The organism is Bradyrhizobium sp. PUT101, assembly GCF_052043945.1.
Lineage (GTDB): Bacteria > Pseudomonadota > Alphaproteobacteria > Rhizobiales > Xanthobacteraceae > Bradyrhizobium.
Window position 1 is genome coordinate 6,687,993 of sequence record NZ_CP197207.1, and the last position, 20,672, is coordinate 6,708,664.

A 20,672-nucleotide genomic window follows, 5' to 3' on the forward strand; every position below is an offset into this window, starting at 1 on the left:
CTGGGGGATGTCACTGGACAGCCTCGGCCGTTTTGGCTGATATGCGACCAAACGACACAATGCGGCAAACGTCCGCATGAGCCTGGAGATGCCCCCATGTTTCGATTTCCCTCGCGCCTTTTCGGCGCGGCCGTCGCGCTGACCCTGGCGGCAGCCAATCCGGCCTTTGCCCAGCAGCTCGAGCTCAAGCTGATGGCGCCGGCAGCTCCGGGCGGGGGCTGGGACCAGACCGCGCGCTCGATGCAGCAGGCGCTGGTGGCTTCTGGCGTCGCGCGCAGTGTGCAGGTCACCAATGTTCCCGGTGCAGGCGGCAGCGTCGGCATCGCGCAGTTCGTCAATGGTGCCAAGGGCGACGGCAATCAGATGATGGTCAGCGGCTTCGTCATGGTGGGCGCGCTCGCCATGAACAAGTCGCCGGTGACGCTGGAGCAGGTGACGCCGATTGCCCGCCTCACCGAGGAGATCCAGGTGATCGTGGTTCCCGCGAATTCGCCGATCAAGAATGCGCAGGATCTCGCCGCCGCGGTGAAGGCTGATATCGCCAAGGTCACCTTCGCCGGCGGCTCGGCCGGCGGTGTGGACCATGTGATGGCAGCGCTGTTCGCCGGCGCCGTCGGCGCCGATGCGAGGAAGATCAACTACATCCCGTTCTCCGGCGGCGGCGAGTCGCTGGCTGCGATCCTCGGCGGCAAGGTTACCGCGGGCATTTCGGGGCTGAGCGAATATGAAGGGCAGATCAAGTCCGGCAAGCTGCGCGCGATCGGCGTGACCTCGGAGAAGCGCATCGCCGGCAGCGACATTCCGACCTTCAAGGAGCAGGGCATTGACCTCGTGATTGCCAACTGGCGCTCGGTGGTCGCGCCTCCCGGCATCACGCCGGAGCAGCGCAAGACCTTGAGCGATGCTGTCGAGAAGATGGTGAAGTCCGACGCCTGGAAGGAGATCCTCAAGCAGAAAGGCTGGGCGGACGCCTATCTCGGCGGCGGCGCTTTCGCCGATTTCCTGAAGAAGGAAACGGTGCGCGTTACCGACGTGCTGAAATCGGTCGGCCTCGTCAAGTCATGACCTCCGGCGATCCTGCGCAGCCGCCGCGGCGCGTCGACCGCGCCGGCCTCGTTATCGCTGCGTTGCTCGCAGGTCTCGCCGCGGTGCTGGTCTGGGATGCACGCGGCCTGCAATCCGCCGCGATGTACGGGATGGGGCCCGAGGCGATGCCGGTTGTGGTCGCCTCCGGCCTTGCGTTGCTCGCAATCGGCAATTTCATCGACGCGCTACGCGGCAACCTGCCGGCGCGCGAGAGCGCCGATCCCGTGCCGGTGGTCTTGATCCTCATTGGTCTTGCGCTGCTGATTGCGATCATCGGCTTCGGCGGCGGCTTCATCCTGGCGACGTCCACGCTGTTCGTGACGACGTCGGCGGCGTTTGGGCGCCGTGCCATCCTGGTCGACAGCATCATCGCCCTCGTGATGTCGACCCTCATCTATCTCGCGTTCGACCGCCTGTTGACGCTGAGCCTTCCGGCCGGGCCCCTGGAGCGACTGCTGTGATGGACACTTTTGCCGCGCTGGCCCACGGCATGGCGGTCGCCGTCCAGCCGATGAACCTGCTTTATGCGCTGATCGGCGTGTTCCTCGGCACGGCCGTCGGCGTGCTGCCCGGCATCGGCCCGGCACTGACGGTCGCGCTGCTGCTGCCGGTGACCTACAAGCTCGATCCCGGCGGCTCGCTGATCATGTTCGCCGGCATCTATTATGGCGGCATGTATGGCGGCTCGACGACCGCGATCCTGATCAACACGCCCGGCGAGAGCGCCTCGATGGCGACCGCGCTCGAAGGCAACAAGATGGCCAAGGCCGGCCGGGGCGGGCCGGCGCTTGCGACCTCCGCGATCGGCTCTTTCGTCGCCGGCACCATCGCCACCATCGGACTCGCCTTCCTTGCGCCGTGGCTGGTCGATTTCGCCGTGCGCTTTGGCCCGGAGGATTACTTCGCGCTGATGTGCGTTGCCTTCGTCACGGTCTCGGCGACCTTCGGAGATTCGCCGGTTCGTGGCCTGACCAGCCTGTTCATCGGCCTGACGCTGGGCCTCGTCGGCATCGACAAGCTGACCGGCCAGGCGCGGCTTGCGTTCGGCATCCCCGAGCTGCTCGACGGCGTCGAGGTGACGACGCTCGCGGTCGGCCTGTTCGCGGTGGGCGAGGCGCTCTATGTCGCATCGCGCCGCCACCATACCGAGGAGAAGCTCGAGCCGGTGCGCGGCTCGCTGTGGATGACAAAAGAAGACTGGAAGCGATCGTGGAAACCGTGGCTGCGCGGCACCATGTTCGGCTTTCCGATCGGCGCCCTGCCTGCGGGTGGCGCCGAGATTCCGACCTTCCTGTCCTATTCGACCGAGAAGCGCCTGACCAAACACCCCGAAGAATTTGGCAAGGGCGCGATCGAAGGTGTGGCGGGACCGGAAGCGGCCAACAACGCCTCCGCCGCCGGCACGCTGGTGCCACTCCTCACGCTCGGGCTGCCGACCTCGGCGACCGCCGCGATGATGCTGGCGGGTTTCCAGCAATACGGCCTCAATCCGGGGCCGCTGCTGTTCGCCGAGCGGCCTGATCTCGTGTGGGGTCTGATCGCGAGCCTCTTCATCGCCAACTGCATGCTGCTGGTGCTCAACCTGCCGCTGGTTGGACTGTGGGTGCGCCTGCTCGCGATTCCGCAGCCCTGGCTCTATGCCGGCATCCTCGTCTTCGCGACCATGGGCACCATCGCCGCCAAGCCGTCGGTAGTGGAGCTATCGATGCTGGCCGGCTTCGGCGTGCTCGGCTTTTTGATGCGCCGGTTCGATTTTCCGATCGCTCCCGTGGTCGTCGGCCTGATCCTCGGCCCGATCGCCGAAAGCCAGTTGCGTCGCGCACTTGCGATCAGCCTCGGCGATCCCATGACACTGGTCCAAAGCCCGATCTCGGCGACGCTGCTGGCGCTGGCGTTGATCGCGCTGCTGGCGCCCTTCGTGCTGAAGGGGCTCGGGCGATTCAAGGCGAACGAGGATTAGCCGTTCCGCCGCACGCATGTTCTAATGCTGCGTTCATCCCGTGGAGAAATGCCATGCCGTCGGAACTTCGCTCGCCTCGTCTGGCCGTCCTGATCGACGCCGACAATGCCTCGGCCAAGATCGCGGATGGACTTTTCGAGGAGATTGCCAAGATCGGCGAGGCCAGCGTCCGACGCATCTACGGCGACTTCTCCAATGCGCGTTCCAGGGGCTGGGCCGACATTCTGTCGAAGCACGCCATCATCCCGCAGCAGCAATTCGCTTATACGACCGGAAAGAATGCGTCCGACATAACCCTGGTCATCGACGCGATGGACCTGCTTCACAGCGGCCGGTTCGACGGCTTCTGCCTGGTGTCTTCCGACAGCGACTTTACCCGTCTGGCCGCCCGCATCCGTGAGCAGGGTGTCGACGTCTTCGGGTTCGGCGAGCAGAAGACGCCGGAAAGCTTCAGGCAGGCCTGCCGGAGATTCGTCTACACGGAGAACCTGCTTGCCGCCCCGGCGAACACCCAGGATGCCGCCGCGAGGTCGCCGTTACTTCAACCCCCCGAGGCAGCCATCCCCATGATCAAGAAAGTCATCGCCCAGATGGAAAGCGAAGACGGATGGGTTTCTCTCGGGGAAGTCGGAAAAGGGCTTACCAACCTCGCCCCCGATTTCGATTCGAGAACCTACGGCTCCCGCAAGTTGAGCGACCTCGTGCGAAAGACGAATGCGTTCGAGATCGATGAGCCAAAAGGCCGGTCGATGCGCATTCGGGTCAAGCCCGCTGCCGCACCGCCGAGGCGAAGGCGGAACCCGCGCAGGGCTTCGGGCGCGGGGGCAGCAGGCGTCTCGGCGCCGAAGACGTAAACGGGTCCTGCCGCTATATTTGAGCTTGCCCGGGGTGGGGCCGGGCGTAACCATGGCTGGGCCGTAACGTCACCCGGGAGCCCAGATGACCAGACTCACCCGTTTCTCCGTTGCGCCGCTGCACAGCATGACGCGGCGCCTCGCCGACGTCGCCTCGGCGCGCGTTGCGCCCGATCTCGTCGTCACGGGCGCGCGGGTACTCTCGACCTATTCGGAGCGCATCCACGCGAACCGCGAGGTCTGGATTACTGGCGGGCGTATTGCCGCGGTGAAGCCAGCCGGCACGGCGAAGAAGGTCTGGAGCGGCGTGCCGCTCTATGATGCGGCCGACGGCATCATCGCGCCGGGGCTGGTCGATCCGCACATCCACGTCGAATCCTCGATGGTGACGGCCTGTGCCTACGCGGAAGCCGCGCTGCTCAACGGAACCACCACGATCTTCTGCGACAGCCACGAGATCGGCAACGTCATGGATATCGCCGGCGTCGAGGCGATGCTGGAGGACGCACGCGAGGCGCCGCTCTCGATCTTCTTGACGGTGCCGTCGACGGTTCCTGCGACCTCGGCAGAACTGGAGACGGCGGGCGGTGACCTCACGCCGGACAAGATCGCGGGCCTGTTCGATCGCTGGCCTGAGGCGGTCGCACTCGGCGAAAAGATGGATTTCGTGCCAGTCACCATGGGCGACGAGCGCAGCCATGCCATCCTGGCGGCCGCGTTGAAGCGTGGACGGCCGGTGTCCGGCCATGTCTACGGCCGCGAGTTCGTCGCCGCCTATGCGGCGAGCGGCGTCACCGATACCCATGAGGCGATCGACCGCGACATCGCTGACGATCTGCTCGACGCCGGCGTCTGGGTGTTCCTGCGCGGCGGCCCGCCGACGACGCCCTGGCATTCGCTGCCGCAGGCGATCCGCACGATCACCGAACTCGGGGCCTCGCACAAGCGCACGGCGGTCTGCACAGATGATCGCGATGCCGACGATCTGCTGCTGTTCGGTCTCGACTGGGTGGTGCGCGAGGCGGTGAAGGCGGGGATGTCGCCGGAGCAGGCCTGGTCGATGGGCTCGCTGCATGGCGCGACCCGCTTCGGCATGGATGGCGATATCGGCGGGCTCGGTGGCGGCCGCCGCGCCGATCTCGTGCTGATGGACGACCAGCTCAAGCCGCAATGTACCTGGTACGGCGGCGAGCTCGTGGTCGAGAACCGCAAGATCACCGGGCTTCTCGATCAGGCCTTGTCGCAACGCTATCAATATCCGAGAGCCGCCTACGCCACGGTGAAGCTTCCGGAGAAGCTGAAGCTGACGCCGGAGCTGCCGGCGAAGGCCTGCACCGTCAATGCGATCAAGACCGCGTTGCCCGGCATCATGCTGATCCATGAGAAGGTCGCGATCGAACCTGCAAAGGATTGGCCATCCCTGTTCGCCCGCTACGGACTTTGCTTCGTCACGGTCGTCGAGCGCCACGGCAAGTCGGCCGGCAATGTCGCCCATGGCCTTCTCAAGGATTTCGGCCTGAAGCGCGGCGCGGTCGCCTCCAGCGTCGGTCACGACAGCCACAACATCATCGTCGCCGGCACCAACGAGCCGGACATGCAGGTGGCAATCGCTGCGATCAAGGAGCATCAGGGCGGCGTTTGCGTCGTCGCCGACGGCAAGGTGAGGGCGCTGGTTCCGCTGCCCATTGCCGGGCTGCTCTCCGACAAGCGCGTCACCGAAGTGTCGGAAGAAATGAAGGTGCTGAAGAAGGAATGGGCGGAGGCCGGCTGCACCATCCCCTACATGGGCTTCAATCTGATTCCCCTATCGGTTATTCCGGAAATTCGCATCACGGACAAGGGGCTCGTGCTGGTGCCGCAGATGGAGCTGGCACCGCTGTTCGAGTGATCCGATTTCACGCATTCCTCGATCTAACCGATTGAGACCGCCGTGATTTCTCCGCGGTTGCCGCATCGTGGAAAATAAAACCGATCTCGTTGAGATTGCATCTTGCCCGCCTGATGATCTCGCTCGCTGACGCAACTGAAGCGAGGTCCGATATGGCGAAGATGCGAGCTATCGATGCTGCCGTGCGTATCCTGGAGAAGGAAGGCATCTCGACTGCCTTCGGGGTCCCCGGGGCCGCGATCAACCCGCTTTACTCGGCGCTCAGGAAGCGCGGTTCGATCCGCCACATCCTGGCGCGGCATGTCGAGGGTGCCTCGCACATGGCGGAAGGGTATACGCGGGCCAAGGCCGGCAATATCGGCGTCTGCATCGGCACCTCGGGGCCGGCCGGCACCGACATGATCACCGGGCTCTATTCCGCGATCGCCGATTCCATCCCGATCCTCTGCATTACCGGACAGGCGCCCCGGGCGCGGCTGTACAAGGAAGATTTCCAGGCGGTCGATATCGAGTCGATCGCAAAGCCCGTGACCAAATGGGCGGTGACGGTGCGCGAACCCGCGCTAGTGCCGCGCGTATTTAGCCAGGCTTTTCACGTGATGCGCTCGGGCCGGCCGGGGCCGGTGTTGATCGACATGCCGCTCGACGTGCAACTGGCCGAGATCGAGTTCGACGACGAGACCTATGAACCGCTGCCGGTCTACAAGCCCACTGCCACGCGCAAGCAGGTCGAGAAGGCACTTGAGATGCTCAATGCGGCCGAGCGCCCACTGATCGTCGCGGGTGGCGGAATCATCAACGCCGACGCCGCGGATCTGCTGGTCGAGTTTGCCGAGATTGCCAATGTGCCTGTCGTGCCGACGCTGATGGGATGGGGTGCGATCCCCGACGACCATGTGCTGATGGCCGGCATGGTCGGGCTTCAGACCAGCCACCGCTACGGCAACGCCACGCTGCTGGAATCCGATTTCGTGCTCGGTATCGGCAACCGCTGGGCCAACCGCCACACCGGCTCGGTCGAGACCTACACCAAGGGCCGCACCTTCGTGCATGTCGATATCGAACCGACGCAGATCGGGCGCGTGTTCAATCCCGATCTCGGCATCGTCTCGGATGCGAAGGCCGCGCTCGAACTGTTCGTCGCCGTCGCCAGGGAGTGGCGCCGGTCAGGCAGGCTTCGCGAGCGCCAGGCGTGGCCCGCTTCCTGCCGCGATCGCAAGAAGACGATGCTGCGCAAGAGCCATTTCGACAACGTGCCGATCAAGCCGCAGCGCGTCTACGAGGAGATGAACAAGGCGTTCGGCCGCGACACCACTTATGTCACCGTGATCGGCCTGTCGCAGATCGCCGGCGCGCAATTCCTCGGCGTCTACAAGCCGCGCAACTGGATCAATGCCGGACAGGCGGGACCGCTCGGCTGGACGCTCCCCGCCGCGCTCGGCGTGCGTGCGGCGTGCCCGGATCGCGACATCGTCGCGCTCTCCGGCGACTACGACTTCCAGTTCCTGATCGAGGAACTCGCGGTCGGCGCGCAGTTCAATCTGCCCTACATCCACGTCGTCGTGAACAATTCCTATCTCGGCCTGATCCGCCAGGCCCAGCGCGGCTTCGAGATGGACTATCAAGTCCAGCTCTCGTTCGAGAACATCAACGCACCCGAGATCGGCGTCTACGGCGTCGACCACGTTGCGGTCGCCGAAGGGCTCGGCTGCAAGGCGATCCGCGTCACCGATCCGAAGGACGCGCAGGCCGCGTTCGTGACCGCGCGCGAATTGATGGCCAGGCATCGCGTGCCCGTGGTGGTCGAGTTCATCCTCGAACGCGTCACCAACATCGCGATGGGCACCGAGATCGACAACATCGTCGAGTTCGAAGAGGTGCTGGACCTTCCGCTTGACGAGGTCGAGCGGGCGCGCCCGGGCGTGCTGCAGCCGGCGGAATAGGGGAGAGCATCATGCCGAAGTTTGCCGCCAACCTCACCATGCTCTTCAACGAGATGCCCTTCCTTGACCGCTTCACTGCTGCGAAGGCGGCCGGCTTTGCCGGCGTCGAATATCTCTTTCCCTATGATTTCGACAAGGCGCAGCTGCGCGAACAGTTGGAGGCCCACGGGCTGACGCAGGTGCTGCACAATCTGCCGGCCGGCAATTGGGCGGCGGGCGAGCGGGGCATTGCCATCCTGCCCGATCGCGTCAGTGAATTCCGCGACGGCGTATTCCGCGCCATCGACTACGCCAAGGCGCTCGATTGCGAGCAGCTCAACTGCCTCGTCGGCATCGCGCCTGTCGATGCGGACCCGCGCCAGCTGAACGAGACCCTGGTCGGAAATTTGCGCTTTGCCGCCTCGACGCTGGCGCGGGAGAACATCAAGCTGTTGGTCGAGCCGATCAACACGCTCGACATTCCCGGCTTCTATCTCAACGGGACCGAGCAGGCGGTGCAGCTGATCTCGGAAGTGCGATCGAACAACCTCTTCATCCAGTACGACATCTATCACATGCAGATCATGGAAGGCGATCTCGCCCGCACCATGCAGGAATATCTGCCTGAGATCGCCCACATCCAGCTCGCCGACAATCCCGGCCGCCACGAGCCCGGCACCGGCGAGATCAACTATCCCTTCTTGTTCCGCCATCTCGACGCGATCGGCTATCGCGGCTGGATCGGCTGCGAATACAAGCCCCGCACCACGACGCTCGAAGGCCTGTCCTGGCACGCGGCACAGACGTTCGAGACGTAGAGGATATCGAAGCCACGGTGACGGTGCGCTCCCTCTCCCGCACGCGGGAGAGGTGCACCGAGCCCGTGGATCGACTTTGGCAAGATCGAGAGGAAACGAAGACATGACCAACATCGGCTTCATCGGACTTGGCACCATGGGACGGCCGATGGCCGGCCACCTCCTGGCCGCGGGCCATCGCGTTCTCCTGCATGACGTCGCGCCTGTTGCCCCCGAGCTGATCGCGGCCGGTGGCATTCCCTGCAACTCCGGCAAGCAGGTCGCGGAAGAGGCGGACGCCGTCATCATCATGGTGCCGGATACGCCGCATGTCGAAGCCGTGCTGTTCGGCAAGGACGGGGTTGCGAGCGGCATCTCCAAGGGCAAGGTCGTGGTCGACATGAGCTCGATCTCGCCGCTGGCGACGAAAGAGTTTGCCAAGAAGATCGAGGCGCTCGGCGCCGACTATCTCGACGCGCCGGTGTCGGGCGGGGAGGTCGGAGCGAAAGCTGCGAGCCTCACCATCATGGTCGGCGGGCCGGAGCGGGCTTTTGGCACCATGAAGCCGATCTTCGACAAGATGGGCAAGAATGTCACGCATGTCGGCGCCAATGGCGACGGCCAGACGACGAAGGTCGCCAACCAGATCATCGTCGCGCTGACGATCGAGGCCGTGAGCGAAGCGCTTCTGTTCGCATCCAAGGCCGGCGCGGATCCAGCGCTGGTGCGCAAGGCGCTGATGGGCGGCTTCGCCTCGTCGCGGATCCTCGAAGTGCATGGCGAGCGCATGGTGAAGCGCAATTTCGATCCGGGATTCCGCATCGAGCTGCACCAGAAGGATCTCAACCTCGCGCTCGAAGGCGCTCGCTCACTCGGCTTGTCGCTGCCGAGCACGGCAGTGGCGCAGCAATTGTTTTCGTCCTGCGCGGCGCATGGCGGCAAAGCGTGGGATCATTCGGCGATGGTGCGAGCGCTGGAACTGATGGCGGGGCACGAGATCGCCGCAGCTTGATGTGTTACCGCGTAACAGTCTTCAGAGACTGTCGCTTCTTTGGCCGTAGGGAACCGGAACAATGCTCCCGCCCCGCGGTTGAAGGCGCAGGACAATCACTGGAGACATAAGCACATGAAAACCCGTCTTGCGATTACGTTCGCTGCCGTCTCGCTGCTGGCGTCGAGCGCAGCCTTCGCCCAGTCAACGACCGCCCAGGGCGCCGCGGACGGCGCGCGCGCAGGCGGCGACATCGGTGGCCCGATCGGCGCGATGGTCGGCGGCACCGTTGGTGCGGCCGTCGGCGCCGGTCTCGAAATTCCGAATGCCGTGCTGGGCGGGATCCCGCGTGACGATTCCGTGGTGATTCGAGAGCGTGTCGTGGTTGGCGAGCCGCTTCCCCCGACCGTGGTGTTGCGGCCCGTGCCGAACTACACCGAGTATCGCTATGCGGTCGTGAACGATCGCCGCGTGATCGTCGAGCCGCGCACCCGACGCGTCGTCAAGATCATCGACTGATCGGCGCAATCCTATGCGTCGAATGGGGCCCTGCGGAATGTCACTCCGCGGGGCCTTCGCTTGTCACGGCGGAGCTTGTGCGAAAGCGCGTGAGCAGCCAATCGGCCGCGGCGGCGAGCGCAAAGCCGAGGCAGGCAGTGGCGGCATCGACCAGAAAATCCTCCAGCCGCGCATGGCGGCCAGGTGCCCAAAATTGCATCAGCTCGAGCACGCCAATCAGCACGACCGCGGCCGCTGCGATCAGCAGACGTCGTCGCCGATAGGCGAGGCCGAACGCCAGTCCCACCAGGACGAAGGCGAGCGCGTGTTCGCCGTCCTGACCGAGGTGGGAATGAGGCCGCAGGCCGGGGGGACCTAGGGTGGCGAAAGTGACGGCGGCCGCGAGCAACCAGGCAATGGTACGCATGAAAAAGGACATTCCGACCGCTTAGCACGGATCTGGCGGGGTTGTCGCGAGGTCGGTATCAGATCGCCGTGTAGTTAATGACAAAATGTTAAAGTGGCTCGCGCACGCCGAGTCCATGCATGAAGCGTTCCCGGATCTGCACGGGGTCGCGGCGGGTGGTGCCCACGCCCGGTTTGTCGTCGATCCGGACCGCGATCAAGCCCGGCTCGGTGGCAGCCATCGCATCGTCGACCAGCCGCTCGAAATCCTCCTCGTCCGCGGCCCAGGCGCTGTTGGCGAGGCCGGAGCCGATGGCGATGGCGACGATGTCGGCGACGTTCGCTGCCGGTGTCGGTTGCGCGCCGGTAATTTGGTAGACGCCGTTGTCCATCACGATCATCGTCAGGTTTTTCGGCTTCAGGGCTGCAATGGTTGACAGCGCGCCGAGCTGCATCAGCAGCGAGCCGTCGCCTTCGAGTGCGAAGACGCGGCGGCCGGGCTGCGCCAGCGCCACGCCGAGCGCGATCGGAAATGCGAGCCCCATGCTGCCCAGCATGTAGAAATTCTGCGGGCGGTGGCCGGCCGCCCACAGATCGAAATTGGTGTTGCCGATGCCGCCGATCACGGCTTCCTCGTGCTTGAGCTTCGCGACGAGGCGCGAGGTGACGTCGAAGCGGTTCATCACCTTGGTGTTGCGCGTGTTCATGACCCGCCTCACTTGTCGAAGACCTTGCCGCCCGTGAGCAGCGGGTTGAGGATCAGCGCCACCGGCGCCTGCGTGGTGACGGCCTGCCTGATCGAGCGGTCCGTGATGAATTCGAGCTCGTCGAGCCGGGTGATGGTGTGGTGCTCCAGCGCCAGTGAATCGAGCACCGGGCGCATGGTCCGGCAGACCAGCGACTGGCCGTAGTTGAACTCGCCGAGCGTGCCGCGCTCGGACACGAACATGATCAGCGGGATCTGGTAGGGCACCGCGAGCGAGGCCAGCACGTTGGCCAGCGTGGCAAAGCCGGAGGTCTGCATCAGCACCGCGCCGCGCCGTCCGCCCATCCAGGCGCCCGAGACGATGCCGACCGCTTCCTCCTCGCGGGCGGTGGCAAAGGTGGTGAAGAAGGGGTCGGCGTGCAGGTTCTTGATCAGCGGCGTCAGAACGCGGTCGGGCACGTAAGGGATGAGGCTGATCTCGTTCCGTTTCAACGTTTGCAGGACGATGCCGTGCCAGCTCCTTTCGCTGGAGCCTTGAGCCGCCTGGGGCGAGGTCTGTTGTTCCGCAATCGCCATTGCGTTCTCCCTTCAGCCGCGCATGCTTCTTGGTTCTGGCCGTTGCGGCGGCCCGCCGAACTTGACGCAGGTAGAGGGATTGTCAACATGTCCGCGCCGGCACCGTGATCTGCGCCAGACGGCCTGCCGTGGCCGGCACCGCCATGTCATAAATGCGGCAACGAAAAAGCGGGAGGAAGCACCGGAGGGAGCGCATCGCGCCGACCTTGCCGAGCTCCCTCGCGAACGAGCCGGAAGGGTCCTGATGTCCGTCAACAACAAGCGCGTCTTCTACGTCAAATACCTGGCCAATCCGATCTATATCGACATTCTGAAGGCGCGGCCCGACGTCCGGCTCGATCGCATCGAGAACGAGAGCCCTGAAGATTTCTATGCGCCGATCCTGAGTGCGGCCCATGTCTACCAGATCGGCGCGGCGCGCGACGAACTGGCGCCGCATTTCCACGTCGATGCCGCCTTTCTGAAGCGGACGCCGAAATTGCTGCTGGTCTCCAGCAATGGCGCGGGCTTCGACCCTGTTGACGTCGAGGCCTGCACGGACGCGGGGGTGCTGGTCGTCAACCAGTCCGGCGGCAACGCCCATTCGGTTGCCGAGCATGCGCTGGCGATGATGTTGACGTTGTCCAAGCGCATCATCCAGTCGGATCGCCGCCTGCGCCGCGAGCGCGACGTCAACCGCAACGAGCTCGTCGGGAACGAGGTCGAGGGCAAGACCGTCGGCATCGTCGGCCTCGGCAATGTCGGCCGGCGCATCGCCGCCCTGTGCAAGGGCCTGCTCGGCATGACGGTGCTGGCCTACGACCCGTATTTGTCGGCCGAGGTGATGGCGGAGCGGAACGGGGAGAAGGTCGAGCTCGACGAGCTCCTGCGCCGCGCCGATTTCGTCTCGATCTCCTGCCCGCTGAACAAGGGTAGCCGGAACATGATCAGCGTGCGTGAATTCGCGCTGATGCAGCCGCATGCCTATTTCATCACCACGGCTCGCGGTTTCATCCACGACGAGGACGCGTTGCTTCAGGCGCTGCGCGACAAGCGCATTGCGGGTGCCGGCCTCGACGTCTGGTCCAAGGAGCCGCCGCCGCCGGAGCATCCGCTGCTCCAGTTCGACAACGTGCTGGCGAGCCCGCACACGGCAGGCGTCACCATCGAGGCGCGCCAGAACATGGGCCGCATCGCCGCCGAGCAGGTGCTGGATGTGCTCGACGGCAAGCGCCCGCCGCGCATCATCAATCCCGAAGTCTGGCCGCGCTATGCGGAGCGCTTCAAGCAGGCTTTTGGTGTGACGCCCGGGTAAGGGGCCGGCCGCGCCAAGTTGGATGCGCTCCGATAATTGGTTACCACGATGAAAAGCCAAAGCGCCGCATCTTATCGACCGGATAAGTGAACGCGTATCACTTGTCCTGTAGTTGAAAGTCCATGGGCATCTTTTCGATTGCGACATCCGGACTTTCTGCGGCAAGTTTGCGCGTGAACGTGGCCGCGAGCAATATCGCCAACATCCGCACGACCGGACCGCTGCCAGCATCAGACGGATCTGCCGCGTCGGCCGGTGCAGGCAGCTTGAGCACGAGTTCGACTTATCCCGCGGCTTATGTGCCGTTGCGCGTCGATCAGGTCGACCAATCGAGTGGCTCGATGCCAGGCGGTACGATCGCGGCCGTGTCGACGGTTTCGCCGAGCTATATCGCACAATCCGACCCAGGCGCCCCCTTCGCAAACCAGGACGGCCTGGTCGCAGCGCCGAATGTCGATATCGCCCGCGAATTCGTTGAGCTGGCGGCCGCTAAGTACAGCTTCGTCGCCAATGCGAAGGTCATTCAAGCCTACTCGGAAACGACGGAGTCGCTGCTCGACATCACGACGTGATGGCTGATGTCGGCTCTGTCCCGCCTGCCTTCGCTCGTCCGCCTCCACCGGCGAGATGCCAGGGGTAGGGCGTCTATCCGAACCTGGTGCCGAGCTGCTTGAACACGGCCTCGCAGGTCATGAGGTCGAGATGGCCGCCGCCCGCGTTCTTGAAGAAGGTGATGTCGGACGGTGAGATGCGTCCCTGCGCGCTGCCGCTGGCGAGATCATAGAGATCGCCGAGGACGTCGGTCTCGCTGATCGCACCGCTGGCGATCGGCTGCAGGATGTCGCCGACGCCATGGAAGGCCGATTCCCGCCGGTCCACGAAGACGCGCGACAACCTGGCGGCATCGTCGTCAGCCTCGCGCGTTTGCGGCGTGTAGCCGCCGACCAGGTCCAGATGCGTGCCCGGCCGCAAGTTCCGGCCCTTGATCAGCGGTTGATGCGCGCGGGTGCAGGTGGTGATCACGTCAGCCTCTCGCGTCGCCGCGTCGAGATCCGTGATCGTCTCGGCCTTGACGCCGTCCTTCGCCAAACGCCGAGCGAGATCAGCGGCCCGTTCCGGGCTCCGATTCCAGATCAGCACGCGCTCGAGCGACGGTCGCACGGTACGATGCCCCCGGATCAGCCACGCGGACATCTCCCCGGCACCGGCGCAAAGCAGCGTCTCGGGACTGGGCGGGGCGAGCAGCTTCGTGCCCAGCGCGGAGTCTGCAGCGGTACGCCAGTGCGTGATCTCGGTTCCGTCCATCGCCGCCAGCGGCGTCCCGTTGGTGCCGTCGAACAGCACGCACACCGCCTGCACGGCCGGCATCTTGCCCCCCGCCAGATTGGCCGGGAAGCTGGTGAACATCTTGCTCGCCATGTAGCGGCCGGGATCGACGGCACTGCGGACGACGTATTGCGCCCCCTCGCCGCCGAGAAAGGCGTCCAGGACTTCCATCTTCGGCCGGCGATGGGCCTCCTCCAGCGCGGCAATAAGGATCGGAAACGTCAGAACTTTCGTGACTTCGGTGTCGGAGACAAAGTGCAAGGCAAGATCCTCATGGGGGCGGCCGGCATTCCGGCTTATCCCCGGCCGGCAGGTTCCGCAATGGATTGTCCGCTCCGCCTTGATCCGCCTCAAAATCTCCTTCCCCGCTCCGCCCTAAATGGGACTAGAGTGCTGCGAGGGCAGCAGGAGGTCCCATGTCAACTTATGTCGTCAAGTTCATGAAGGACGTACTCGGTGAATGCGGCCGGCAGAGTGAGGTTTGCCAGGGTACGCTTGAGATCGATGCCGCCGACGAGAATGAGGCCAAGGAGCGGGCGAAAGCGAGATTCTGCAAGGACCAGGCATTGCATGACTGGTCGCTACATGCCGACCGCATCCATGTGAGACCGGCTGACTTTCCGTCGTAAGGCCTACCGGCCCGGCGGAGGCGTTGTCGTGCCGGCGCCGAGCGATCGCTGCACCATCACGGTGTCGGACCAGCGGCCGTTGCGATAGGCGACGCCGTGGAGCAGGCCGCCGCGCGAGAAGCCGAATTTTTCGTGCAGCACCAGCGACGGCGCGTTGTCGGCATCGATATAGCCGATCATCTGGCGGAAGCCGGCCGCCGCACAGGCATCGATCAATTCCTGGAGCAATAGCCGTCCGACTCCGCGGCCGAGATGCGCGTGGTGGACGTAGATCGAATGCTTGGCCGCGTACCGATAGGCGGGGCGCTTGCGGAACAGCACGGCATAGGCATAGCCGACGACCTCGCCGCGATAGGTCGCGACCAGATGCGGCAGGCGGGTCTGCTTCAGGTTTTTGCGCCGCTCCCGCAGATCATCCGGCTCCGGCGCGCCGGTTCCCTCGACATCGCGCGGCACACCGTTGCGAACGTGATGGCGATAGATCGCCAGCATCGCTTCGACATCGCTTTCGCGTGACGGCCTGACCAGGACGGGTTCATCACTCGCGCGCGCAGCTGTCTCGTTCATCGGCACCCTACTCGGTAACGACGTATGTGTAGAGCCCGATGCGCCCCTGAGCATCGATCTCCTTGTAGACGCCCTGGATCTCTACGTCGAAGCCCGGGAAGGTGTTGAAGCAGGTCTCGAACATCTTGAGATAATCGATCATGGGTTTGGCCCGCTCCGTCAGCCGCTCGCCGGGCACGATGGTGGCGATGCCGGGCGGATAGACCACGAAGGGTGTGGTGGCGATACGGCCGGCGATTGCCTCGATCGGCAGATAGTCGACATCGTTGCGGAACAAATAGCGCGCGGCATCGCGGGGCGACATCGCGATCTCGGGCATGTGCTCGGGCATAAACTGCCTCGCCTGGAGTGCGCTGACGTCGGCGGCGCGGAAGAAGCGGTGCATCTCGCCGCAGAGATCGCGCAGGCGCACGCCTGCGTAGCGTGCCCGCCGCCGCTGATGGAATTCCGGAATCGCGTCGGCCAGCAGCGCATTGTCGTCATGCAGCCTCTTGAACGCGACGAGGCCGGAGATCAGCGTGCCGGCCTTGCTCGCCTCGACGCCGGGGGTGAGCAGGAAGAGCAGGGAGTTCAGGTCGTTCTTCTCGGGGACGATGCGGTTTTCACGCAGGTATTGCGCGACGACAGGTGCGGGGATGCCGTGCTCGGCATAGGCGCCGGTCGCACGATCGAATCCGGGTGTGAGCAAGGTCAGCTTGTTCGGATCGGTCATGGCAAAGCCTTCCACGAGATCGGGAAAGCCGTGCCAGTTGGTGTCCGGAGAGAGCTGCCACAGCGCGGGATTGGTCGCGAACTCGTCGGTGGAGAGCGTCTCCCAGGCGACGTTGTGGACGGCGCCGGGCCGGCTGACATCGGGAATGGCGACCCGATCTGGAACGAAGGGCTCGAAGAACCAGCGCCGCTCCGGGTTCTGCTCCTTCTCCTCGAACTCCCGGCGCATCGCCCGGATCTTCTTGCGCAGCTCGATGCCGAGCCGGATCGTGTCGTCCCACAGCACTTCGCCGGAGCGACCCTTCATCATCTGCGCACCGACGTCGAGCGAGGCGAACAGCGGATAGAAGGGGGACGTCGATGCGTGCTGCATGAAGCTTTCGTTGAAGCGGCGATGCTCGACGCGGCGCTTTTGGCCACGGATGTGACGATCCTTGATGTGGATCTGCGAGGCCTGCGAGAAGCTCGCCAGCTGCTTGTGGGTCGACTGGGTCGCGATGATGCCGGGGGCCTCGGGAGGAAGATTGGCCAGCCCCATGGCGAAGCGACCGGCATAGAGCGGATGGAATTTCATGAAGCCGGCCCAGGCCTCGTCGAACAGGATGTACTCGCAGAGATGGCCGATGCGCTTCAGGATCATCTCGGCGCTGTGGATCGAGCCGTCATAGGTGCACTGCTCGACCACGGCTACGCGGAACGGCCGCTCCTTGCACCAGGCGTCGCGATCCCTGACTAGCGGATGGCTGCGGATGGCCTCGCGCAGGGCCTTTTCATCGAGCATGTCCCAGCGCATCGGGCCGATAAGGCCCCAGGCATTGCGGACGGTCGGGACGTAGATGGGGACGCCGCCACTGATCATCAGAGCGCCGTGATGGGCCGCCTTGTGGTTGTTGCGGTCGAACAGCACGAGATCACCGTCGGTGACGAGGGCGCCGAGCGCGACCTTGTTCGAGGTGGACGTGCCGTTCAGCACGAAGTAGGTTTTTTCCGCGCCGAAGATTTGCGCAGCCTCCTTCTGCGCCTTCAACGCAGGACCTTCGTGGGTAAGGAGGTCGCCGAGATCGAGCACGGAATTATCGAGGTCGTCGCGGAATACGGATTCGCCGAGATGCTCGACGAACACGCGCCCGATCGGGCTGCGGTTGTAGAACACACCGCCATTGTGGCCCGGACAGGTCCAGAGCTGGTTGCCTTCCTCGGCATAGTCGACCAGCGCGCCGAAGAACGGCGTCTTCAGCGTCTCGGCATATTGCTTGAGACGGCTGATCAGGTTCTTGGCAATGAAGGGCGGCGTCTCCTCGGACAGAAAGACATAGCCGTCGATGAAATCGAGCACTTCGACCGGCAGATCCTCGAACCGTTTGCGACGGATCAGGAGGATGATCGGGAAGTCGAGGCCCCGGCGGCGCATCAGGTTGATCAACGCTGATGTCTTGCCCTCGAGGCCCTTCTTGCCCCAGTCCACCACCATGCAGCCGATCGCCGCATCGGTCTGCACCGCCATCTCGGCATCCTCCAGCTTGCGGGCCCGGACCACCTCGAACCCGGAGCGCTGGATTTCCTCGATGATCTGGTTGAAGCGAACGCCTTCGAGGTCGTCGCTATCGAACATGGGTGCGGCGAACAGGAAATTGAAGCGCTTGAAATAGTCCATGTCGGCTCCCGAGTGTGGCGGAGACACAGCTCTCGGCACATTCGATGACAGCTGGATGACAGGAGCCGAGAACCGCGGGAAGGTTCGAATACCTGCGGCTTCAGTCCATCAGCTTGTCCAGCGTGATCGGGAAGCGCCGAATGCGCTTGCCGGTGGCATGATAGACGGCGTTCGCAGGCGGGAGATGTCGATCAGCCGGGAGGGCCGTTCGACGTTCTCTTTCATCAGGTCGATCAGGTTGGTGCCGCCGGCAATCAGCTTCGCGCCTGGATCGGCGGCGACTAGGCGAATGGCGTCGGGGACGTCGCTTGCGCGGAAATACTGGAAGTTGTTCATGACCGGCTCATTGCCTGCTCGATTGCAGCCACGATGTTGGGATAGGCGCCGCAGCGGCAGAGATTTCCGCTCATCAGCTCCCGGATTTCGTCGGCATCCCGCGCTCGGCCTTCGGCCAACAGGCCGGCCGCCGAGCAAATCTGCCCCGGCGTGCAATAGCCGCACTGAAAGGCGTCATGGTCGATGAAGGCCTGTTGCAGGGGATGAAGGGTGCCGTCTTTGGCCAAGCCTTCGATCGTCGTGATCTCAGCTCCATCCCTCATGACGGCGAGGGTCAGGCAGGAGTTGACCCGTCTTCCGTCGACTAGCACGGTACAGGCGCCGCATTGGCCGTGATCGCAGCCTTTCTTGGTGCCGGTCAACTCCAGGCGGTCACGCAGGGCATCCAGAAGCGTGGTCCACGGCACGACCTCGAGTGTGCGCCTTGCGCCATTGACGACGAGGTTGATCGGAATGCGTTCGGGGATCTGATCCGTGATGTCGGCCATGGTCTGTTCCCTGCGGAAAGGCCGAGCTGGGCAGATTGTGGATGTGACGCGAGGATGATTGCCGCCGCTGGCCAATAGCGCCCAACGGATGACGGGCTGCTTGGTTCCCGACCGGTTCTCCGGTTGGGACGAACGAGGTCAGCGCTTCGTCTCCCCGAAAACCACGGTCGGTACCGCGCGGTTGACGATCTCGCGCAGCGCGAAGCTCGATTGCACGCGCGCGACGCGGGGCAGGCGGGACAGCTCGGTGCGGTGGATGCGCTCGAAATCCTGGATGTCGCGGGCGAGCACGATCAGGATGTAATCGTCGGTGCCCGACATCAGGAAGCAGCGCACGACGGAGGGGCATTTCACCACCTCCGCCTCGAAAGCCTTCAGCGCATCGTCGCTCTGGCTCTCCAGCGCGATGCGAACCAGCACAGTGGTGGTGAGGCCGAACTGGGCGAGGTCGAGCGCGGCTTGGTAGGCTTGGATGTAGCCGTCGTCCTCCAGCGCCTTCTGTCGCCGCGCAAGCGCCGTGCTCGACAGGCCGATCTTGTTGGCAAGCTCGGTGTGGCTGGCCCGCGCATTGGTCGTGAGTTCCGCGAGGATCGCGAGGTCTTTCCGGTCGAGGGCCAAGGTTTCGTTTCCAGCGTTAAAGGGCACTTTTTGCGCCGGAAACCGGCGCGCGCGTGCCGAACCTAGCGGATATTTGCACGAAACCAAACGGGCGCCGTCGCTACGATGAATGAGTGGAATCAGTGCGTTGGCAAGGGAGCTCGGGATGCGTGTCGGTGTGCCCAAGGAGATCAAGGTGCAGGAATATCGCGTCGGGCTCACCCCGGGCGCCGTCCGCGAGTATGTCGCCGCCGGGCACCAGGTGACGGTCGAGACCGGCGCCGGCAGTGGCATCGGCGCGCCCGACGAGATGTATCGGCGGGCAGGGGCGTCCATTGCCGAGACCGCCCGCGAGATCTTTGCCAGGTCCGAGATGATCGTGAAGGTCAAGGAGCCGCAAAAGAGCGAATGGGTCCAGCTCCGCGAGAGCCAGATCCTGTTTACTTATCTTCATCTTGCGCCGGATCCGGAGCAGGCCAAGGGCCTGATCGACTCCGGCTGCACCGCGATCGCCTATGAGACCGTCACCGATGCGAGCGGTCACCTCCCGCTGCTCGCCCCGATGAGCGAAGTCGCCGGCCGCCTCGCCATCGAGGCCGCCGGCGCCGCGCTCAAGCGCTCGGCCGGCGGCCGCGGCTTGCTCCTGGGCGGCGTGCCGGGCGTGCAGCCGGCGCGCGTCGTCGTGCTCGGCGGCGGCGTGGTCGGAACGCAGGCTGCGCGCATGGCCGCCGGCCTCGGTGCCGAAGTCACCGTGATCGACCGCTCGATTCCGCGCTTGCGCGAACTGGACGATCTCTTTGCCGGACGCGTGCGCACGCGTTTCTCGACCATTGAATCGGTCGAGGACGAGGTGTTCGCCGCCGACGTCGTGATCGGTGCAGTGCTGGTGCCGGGCGCCAGTGCTCCGAAGCTTGTCACGCGCGCCATGCTGAAGTCGATGCGGCCGGGCGCCGTGCTGGTCGATGTCGCGATCGACCAGGGCGGTTGCTTCGAGACCTCTCATCCGACCACGCACGCTGAGCCAACCTATGAGGTCGACGGCGTCGTGCATTATTGCGTCGCCAACATGCCGGGCGCGGTGCCGGTGACCTCGAGCCAGGCCCTGAACAATGCAACGCTGCCGTTCGGACTGATGCTCGCGAACAAGGGGTTTGCCGCGGTGCTGGAGAACCCGCATTTGCGTAACGGACTGAACGTGCATCGCGGCCGGATTACGAACAAGGCGGTGGCAGAGAGCCTCGGGATGGAGTTCGCCCCCGTTGGGAGCGGGCTGGCGGCGTAAGGGCCGCCCCCGGTCATTTCGAGCGAAGCAATCCGGAATCCCTCCGCGTAAAGACTCTGGATTGCTTCGCTTCGCACGCAATGACGATGTGGGTCGAGCGCAACT

General features: G+C 64.6%; 21 protein-coding genes and 1 pseudogene. 13 read left to right on the forward strand and 9 right to left on the reverse strand.

Annotated features, from left to right (window positions below; genetic code table 11):
* Positions 1 to 96: 96 nt before the first annotated feature.
* The 9 genes from ACSHT2_RS31850 to ACSHT2_RS31890 all read left to right on the forward strand — a co-directional run bounded on the left by ACSHT2_RS31850 (position 97) and on the right by ACSHT2_RS31890 (position 10,017).
* Positions 97 to 1,065, forward strand: a complete 969-nt coding sequence (locus tag ACSHT2_RS31850; protein ID WP_440638883.1) for a Bug family tripartite tricarboxylate transporter substrate binding protein — start codon at positions 97 to 99, stop codon at positions 1,063 to 1,065.
* Positions 1,062 to 1,547 (forward strand): tripartite tricarboxylate transporter TctB family protein, encoded by a 486-nt coding sequence (locus ACSHT2_RS31855; RefSeq protein ID WP_440638885.1) that lies wholly within the window; start codon positions 1,062 to 1,064, stop codon positions 1,545 to 1,547. The genes ACSHT2_RS31850 and ACSHT2_RS31855 overlap by 4 nt, the downstream gene beginning before the upstream one ends.
* Positions 1,547 to 3,046 carry a tripartite tricarboxylate transporter permease gene (locus ACSHT2_RS31860; protein WP_440638886.1) on the forward strand — a complete coding sequence of 500 codons (1,500 nt, stop codon included), beginning with the start codon at positions 1,547 to 1,549 and terminating at the stop codon, positions 3,044 to 3,046. The genes ACSHT2_RS31855 and ACSHT2_RS31860 overlap by 1 nt, the downstream gene beginning before the upstream one ends.
* Before the next feature lie 53 nt (positions 3,047 to 3,099).
* Positions 3,100 to 3,900, forward strand: a complete 801-nt coding sequence (locus ACSHT2_RS31865) for an NYN domain-containing protein (protein ID WP_440638888.1) — start codon at positions 3,100 to 3,102, stop codon at positions 3,898 to 3,900.
* A gap of 85 nt (positions 3,901 to 3,985) precedes the next feature.
* On the forward strand, positions 3,986 to 5,788 hold the full coding sequence (locus ACSHT2_RS31870; RefSeq protein ID WP_440638890.1) for an adenine deaminase C-terminal domain-containing protein: 1,803 nt from the start codon (positions 3,986 to 3,988) through the stop codon (positions 5,786 to 5,788).
* A 152-nt stretch (positions 5,789 to 5,940) separates the two neighbouring features.
* Positions 5,941 to 7,731, forward strand: coding sequence for a glyoxylate carboligase (gene gcl / locus ACSHT2_RS31875; protein WP_440638891.1), 1,791 nt, complete (start codon positions 5,941 to 5,943; stop codon positions 7,729 to 7,731).
* A gap of 11 nt (positions 7,732 to 7,742) precedes the next feature.
* Entirely contained in the window at positions 7,743 to 8,528 is a 786-nt protein-coding gene (gene hyi / locus ACSHT2_RS31880) for a hydroxypyruvate isomerase (RefSeq protein WP_440638892.1), read from the forward strand.
* 103 nt (positions 8,529 to 8,631) lie between these two features.
* On the forward strand, positions 8,632 to 9,519 hold the full coding sequence (locus ACSHT2_RS31885; RefSeq protein WP_440638894.1) for a 2-hydroxy-3-oxopropionate reductase: 888 nt from the start codon (positions 8,632 to 8,634) through the stop codon (positions 9,517 to 9,519).
* 114 nt (positions 9,520 to 9,633) lie between these two features.
* Positions 9,634 to 10,017 carry a DUF1236 domain-containing protein gene (locus tag ACSHT2_RS31890; RefSeq protein WP_440638896.1) on the forward strand — a complete coding sequence of 128 codons (384 nt, stop codon included), beginning with the start codon at positions 9,634 to 9,636 and terminating at the stop codon, positions 10,015 to 10,017.
* Positions 10,018 to 10,057: 40 nt separating this feature from the next.
* Here ACSHT2_RS31890 and ACSHT2_RS31895 read toward each other — a convergent pair whose 3' ends face one another.
* The 3 genes from ACSHT2_RS31895 to ACSHT2_RS31905 form a co-directional block, all read right to left on the reverse strand.
* Complete coding sequence (locus tag ACSHT2_RS31895; RefSeq protein ID WP_440638898.1) at positions 10,058 to 10,435, reverse strand: VanZ family protein; 378 nt, start codon at positions 10,433 to 10,435, stop codon at positions 10,058 to 10,060.
* Between the two features lie 76 nt (positions 10,436 to 10,511).
* A complete protein-coding gene (locus ACSHT2_RS31900) occupies positions 10,512 to 11,108 on the reverse strand; it encodes a thiamine pyrophosphate-dependent enzyme (RefSeq protein WP_440638900.1) in 597 nt (198 codons plus the stop codon).
* Between the two features lie 8 nt (positions 11,109 to 11,116).
* Entirely contained in the window at positions 11,117 to 11,683 is a 567-nt protein-coding gene (locus ACSHT2_RS31905; RefSeq protein ID WP_440638901.1) for a thiamine pyrophosphate-binding protein, read from the reverse strand.
* Positions 11,684 to 11,927: 244 nt separating this feature from the next.
* Between ACSHT2_RS31905 and ACSHT2_RS31910 the strand changes: the two genes are divergently transcribed.
* Together ACSHT2_RS31910 and ACSHT2_RS31915 are read left to right on the forward strand one after the other, a co-directional pair.
* The gene (locus ACSHT2_RS31910) at positions 11,928 to 12,977 is read left to right on the forward strand and encodes a hydroxyacid dehydrogenase (RefSeq protein ID WP_440638903.1); all 1,050 of its coding nucleotides are present in this window, start codon (positions 11,928 to 11,930) and stop codon (positions 12,975 to 12,977) included.
* A gap of 122 nt (positions 12,978 to 13,099) precedes the next feature.
* Entirely contained in the window at positions 13,100 to 13,549 is a 450-nt protein-coding gene (locus ACSHT2_RS31915; RefSeq protein ID WP_440638905.1) for a flagellar basal body rod protein FlgC, read from the forward strand.
* A gap of 73 nt (positions 13,550 to 13,622) precedes the next feature.
* On the opposite strand, the gene ACSHT2_RS31920 is transcribed toward ACSHT2_RS31915, so the two are convergent.
* Positions 13,623 to 14,564: an ornithine cyclodeaminase family protein gene (locus ACSHT2_RS31920; protein ID WP_440638906.1), complete on the reverse strand. Its 942-nt coding sequence runs from the start codon at positions 14,562 to 14,564 to the stop codon at positions 13,623 to 13,625.
* Between the two features lie 155 nt (positions 14,565 to 14,719).
* Between ACSHT2_RS31920 and ACSHT2_RS31925 the strand changes: the two genes are divergently transcribed.
* Positions 14,720 to 14,932 carry a hypothetical protein gene (locus ACSHT2_RS31925; protein ID WP_319325908.1) on the forward strand — a complete coding sequence of 71 codons (213 nt, stop codon included), beginning with the start codon at positions 14,720 to 14,722 and terminating at the stop codon, positions 14,930 to 14,932.
* Positions 14,933 to 14,935: 3 nt separating this feature from the next.
* Here ACSHT2_RS31925 and ACSHT2_RS31930 read toward each other — a convergent pair whose 3' ends face one another.
* The 5 genes and pseudogenes from ACSHT2_RS31930 to ACSHT2_RS31950 form a co-directional block, all read right to left on the reverse strand.
* Positions 14,936 to 15,499: an N-acetyltransferase family protein gene (locus tag ACSHT2_RS31930; RefSeq protein WP_440638908.1), complete on the reverse strand. Its 564-nt coding sequence runs from the start codon at positions 15,497 to 15,499 to the stop codon at positions 14,936 to 14,938.
* Positions 15,500 to 15,506: 7 nt separating this feature from the next.
* On the reverse strand, positions 15,507 to 17,864 hold the full coding sequence (locus ACSHT2_RS31935) for an Orn/Lys/Arg decarboxylase N-terminal domain-containing protein (RefSeq protein ID WP_440638909.1): 2,358 nt from the start codon (positions 17,862 to 17,864) through the stop codon (positions 15,507 to 15,509).
* Positions 17,865 to 18,038: 174 nt separating this feature from the next.
* Positions 18,039 to 18,200, reverse strand: a pseudogene (locus tag ACSHT2_RS31940) (FAD binding domain-containing protein); the annotation flags it as partial.
* The gene (locus ACSHT2_RS31945; protein ID WP_440638911.1) at positions 18,197 to 18,688 is read right to left on the reverse strand and encodes a (2Fe-2S)-binding protein; all 492 of its coding nucleotides are present in this window, start codon (positions 18,686 to 18,688) and stop codon (positions 18,197 to 18,199) included. The gene ACSHT2_RS31945 and the pseudogene ACSHT2_RS31940, both read right to left, overlap by 4 nt.
* A 138-nt stretch (positions 18,689 to 18,826) precedes the next feature.
* Positions 18,827 to 19,306: an Lrp/AsnC family transcriptional regulator gene (locus tag ACSHT2_RS31950; RefSeq protein ID WP_197965164.1), complete on the reverse strand. Its 480-nt coding sequence runs from the start codon at positions 19,304 to 19,306 to the stop codon at positions 18,827 to 18,829.
* Positions 19,307 to 19,451: 145 nt separating this feature from the next.
* Between ACSHT2_RS31950 and ald the strand changes: the two genes are divergently transcribed.
* The gene (ald, locus tag ACSHT2_RS31955) at positions 19,452 to 20,567 is read left to right on the forward strand and encodes an alanine dehydrogenase (protein WP_440638913.1); all 1,116 of its coding nucleotides are present in this window, start codon (positions 19,452 to 19,454) and stop codon (positions 20,565 to 20,567) included.
* Positions 20,568 to 20,672 lie beyond the last annotated feature (105 nt).